2 protein-coding genes are annotated in these 3,702 nt (G+C 68.8%); both read right to left on the reverse strand.

Translation table 11 applies throughout. The features are described from left to right. Positions 1 to 44: 44 nt before the first annotated feature. Positions 45 to 2,558: a glycosyltransferase gene (locus K2Z83_RS06550; RefSeq protein ID WP_220594363.1), complete on the reverse strand. Its 2,514-nt coding sequence runs from the start codon at positions 2,556 to 2,558 to the stop codon at positions 45 to 47. A gap of 112 nt (positions 2,559 to 2,670) precedes the next feature. Further along, positions 2,671 to 3,645: a methyltransferase domain-containing protein gene (locus K2Z83_RS06555; protein WP_220594364.1), complete on the reverse strand. Its 975-nt coding sequence runs from the start codon at positions 3,643 to 3,645 to the stop codon at positions 2,671 to 2,673. Positions 3,646 to 3,702: the final 57 nt, after the last annotated feature.

Below are 3,702 nucleotides of genomic sequence, written 5' to 3' on the forward strand. Positions count from 1 at the left end.
ATATATGATCAGCACTGGGTGGCGGGGCCGCCCAAGCCCAGGCCCTACGCCCCCCGCCCCCGGCGGCTGGCCCAGCGCAGCAGCCGCATGACCCGGCCCGACTCAAGCCGGCGGATCAGATCTTCGAGGTAGGCGATGTGGGCGTTCTTCTCCTCGATCGCTGCGTCGAGCCGCGCCTCGCGGCTGGGCGAGGTCGGCGTCGCCGCCTGCTCCAGGCGCACCCGGTCGGGGGCGTAGCGCGGGCTGCGGCAGAAGGCGACCAGCGGCTCCAGCGCGCGCCGCCAGGTGAACTCGGCGCGCACCGCGTCGAAGGCGGCGGCGTAGCGCTCGCGCGGGCGCGGCTCGCTGGTCAGCGCCAGCAGCGCCTGCGCGAACCCAGTCGCGTCGCCGATCGGCACCGCGTGGCCCAGCCCCTTCGCCGCCACCGTGTCGGCCAGAGTGTCGCCGGCAGACACAACCATCGGCAGCCCGGCCCAGATGCAGTCGAGCAGGCGGGTGCGGAAAGCGAAGCGGGTCTCGATATGCTCCTGGTGCCCGCTCACGCCGATGTCGGACTCGAGCAGGTAGCTGGCCCGCTCGTCGTAGGGCACCCAGCGGTCGTTGAAGAAGACCGTCTCGCCGAGCAGGCCGAGCTCGCGGGCCAGGCTCACGGCCCGCTCGTGCATGGCCATCTCGGGCACATCGGCCGGGTTGGGGTGGCGGTAGCCCAGGAAGAACAGCTTCAGCTTCGGGCGCTGGGCGCGCACGATCCCCATCGCCGAGATGACGGTCAGCGGGTCGAGCCAGTCCCAGATGCCGCCGCCCCAGATCAGCAGCGTGTCGTCCTCGGCGATGCCGGGCACCACGCCCTTGAGCACGCGCCGCGTGTGCGCGGGCGGCGTGTCCGCGCAGCCGAAGGGCACCACATCGATCAGCGAGCGGAAGGTCGGGTCGCTGCGGTAGCCCTCGGGCTCAAGCCGGCCCAGGCCGGTCAGCATGCCCGTCCAGAAGTCGCGCTGGCGCTCGCTGGCGCAGATGAAGAAGTCGCCCAGCTGGAGCTGGTGGACGAGGGTCTGCAGGTTATCCTCAGCCATCAGGCGGCCGCGCTCCTCCTCCTCTCTGGAGAAGAGCTCCAGGCCCTCCAGGTAGTAGGGGTCGTAGAGATCGACCACCAGGATCTTATGGTGGCCGGCGATCACCGGGTAGCGCCGCAGGCTGTAGCCCTGGAAGATCACGATCTCGGCCTCGCTGACCAGGTGCCCGACCAGGGCGTCGTCGTCGCGGGCGAAGGCGATGACCCGCACATCGGGCAGGCTGATCTCGGCGCGCTCGGGGGCGGCCAGGGTGACATACGACGACTCGCTCAGGCCGCGGGCCATCTCCACGGCGCGGATGCCCACGCCGGCCAGGTTCTCAGACAGCGGGTCGCTACTGATGATCAGCACACGGTGCATACGGGATCCTGAGATCATCGCGCGCACCCCGAGGGCCTCCAGGATGGACTGGGTGCTCGCCGGGCGCGGCTCATACTGATAGTGGACGCCGAAGGGGAACTGGAGCAGCGGGAAGATCGCGGAGTCGGGGAGCGCGCGGCGCGACTGGATGCGCTGGCGCTTCTTCCAGAGGCGCGGGAAGTCGTCGACGATGTCCTTCATCGCGGCGACGGGGCTGAGCGCCAGGCGCGGCACGCTCTGGTCGAGGACGCCGGGCGGCTGCGATCCGCCGCGGGCGAAGTCGTACGCGTCCCACTCGACCTCGCCGTCGATGTGCTTGAGCATGCGCTGGAACATCATCAGCAGCGACGCGCCGAGCACCCGGCTCAGGTTCTCCTCGTCGTAGTTCTTGATCACGGTCATCAGGGCGTTGCGCTCGAAGAGCTTGTTCACCTGATAGGGCCGCATGCGGCTGGAGGTGCCGTGGTGGCGGTGGTATATCGTCGCCGAGGGGGTGATCAGCACGCGGTGGCCGAGCACCCACAGACGCCAGCCGAAGTCGACATCCTCGTAGTAGGCGAAGTAGTCCTCGTCGAAGCCGCCCACATCGAGGAAGATCTGGCGGTCGACAAGCATGGCGCCGCCGCATGCGAACAGAGCCTCGTGGTCGCCCAGCGACACGGAGCCAGCGGGGAGGCCGTGGTAGAACTGGTAGCCAAAGCCGTAGAAGCTGGCCCCGCTGCTGAGGAAGTCGATGCGCTCGCCGTCCCAGTCAAGGATCTGCGAGCCGACGCAGGCCACGCCGCGCTCGACGCCGGAATCCAGCGCGCGCACCATCGCCGTCACCCAGCCGGGGTCGGCGCGCATATCGTTATTGATCAGGGCCAGGTAGCGCCCGGTCGCCGCCGCCGCGCCCTGGTTGACCGCCGGGGCGAAGCCCACATTCTCGGCGTTCCGGATCACCCGCACCGTGGGGAAGCGCTCGCGCATCAGCTCCAGCGAGCCGTCGGTCGAGGCGTTGTCGATCAGGATCAGCTCGACCCTGTCAGCGGGGTAGTCTTGCGCGATCAGCGACTGGAAGCAGGGCTCCAGGTGATGACAGCCATTCAGGTTGACCACCACCACCGATACACTTGCAGGTGTCATTGGCAGGCTTTTCTCAATCAGATACACAGCCGCTACTGTATAGGGAGGCGTCGCCGTTGTCAAACCAGGGCATCGCCCCCTCAGGTGGTGCGGCGCTGAAGCGTCACGCCGGCTAGCCCCGCCGGCGCAGGGCGCGCATGATCCGCATCAGGCGGCCGGACTCGACGCGCGCGATCTGGCCCTTCAGCGTGTCGATATGGGCGATCTTCTGGGCGAGGTCGGCCTCCAGCCGGGCCGCGTAGGCCTCGACCTGCGCGATGGAGGCCATTCGCTCAGCCTCCAGCCTCGCGTACTCGGTCGTGCGCGCATTGAGCATCCGGTGCGCATCCTGGAGCTCCTCGGTCCGTGCGGCGAGCAGGCGGTGCGCCTCGCGCATGCTGTCGCGCGCGTCGCGGATCGCCGCCTCGGTGATATCGATCTGCTGACGCTGCTCAAGCACCAGCTCGCGCAGGTCGGTGTTGGCCTTCCACAGCTCCCAGAAGCGCCGCTCATAGCTGCGCACGATGCGGGCCGGCGGCTCGCCGCTGCGCCGGAAGCGGATCGTCCACGGGGTGAGGAAGCTGCCATCGAAGTCGACATCGCGCACGAACCCGTGGCGGGCGAACAGCTCCGCCCAGTGCTCGATCGGGTGGACGTTGAAGTGGGTCGCCTCCTTGAAGTCGAGGGGCGTCGAGGAGAAGAGCACATCGTCGGCGTGCGCGCAGAAGGCTGCGATGGCGCGCTCGGCCTCCTCGCGGGGCATGTGCTCCAGCACCTCGATGCAGACGATCAGGTCGTAGCGGCGGCCGGGCGGCTCGGCCACCGAGCCGACGCGCACGAAGGGCCGCACCGCCTCGGGGGCGTTGGCGATCGCATACTCGGAGATGTCCACCCCCTCGGCGTCGACGCCGCGCTCGCGCAGCTGTTCGACCAGCAGGCCGAGGGCGCAGCCGGCGTCGAGCACGCTCCCCGGGCCAATCGCCGCCACGATCTCGTCGGCGACCCGGCCGAAGAAGGTCGTCCAGTGCTCATCGCGCCGGTACGGCAGGCCCAGGCCCGTCGCATAGTAGAACTCATCATAGAGTTGCTGTGGGTTCTGCTCGCCCATGAGAGGCTCCTTCAGAAAAAAGTAACGTTAGCGCGAATAAGTCCTGGGTCAAGCCCC

The sequence above is a fragment of the Oscillochloris sp. ZM17-4 genome (assembly GCF_019599295.1).
GTDB lineage: Bacteria > Chloroflexota > Chloroflexia > Chloroflexales > Chloroflexaceae > Oscillochloris.

Bases quoted from the DNA above. Each gene is read 5' to 3' on its own strand.
- K2Z83_RS06555 (WP_220594364.1), bottom strand. From the start codon at position 3,645: ATGGGCGAGCAGAACCCACAGCAACTCTATGATGAGTTCTACTATGCG.
- K2Z83_RS06550 (WP_220594363.1), bottom strand. From the start codon at position 2,558: ATGACACCTGCAAGTGTATCGGTGGTGGTGGTCAACCTGAATGGCTGT.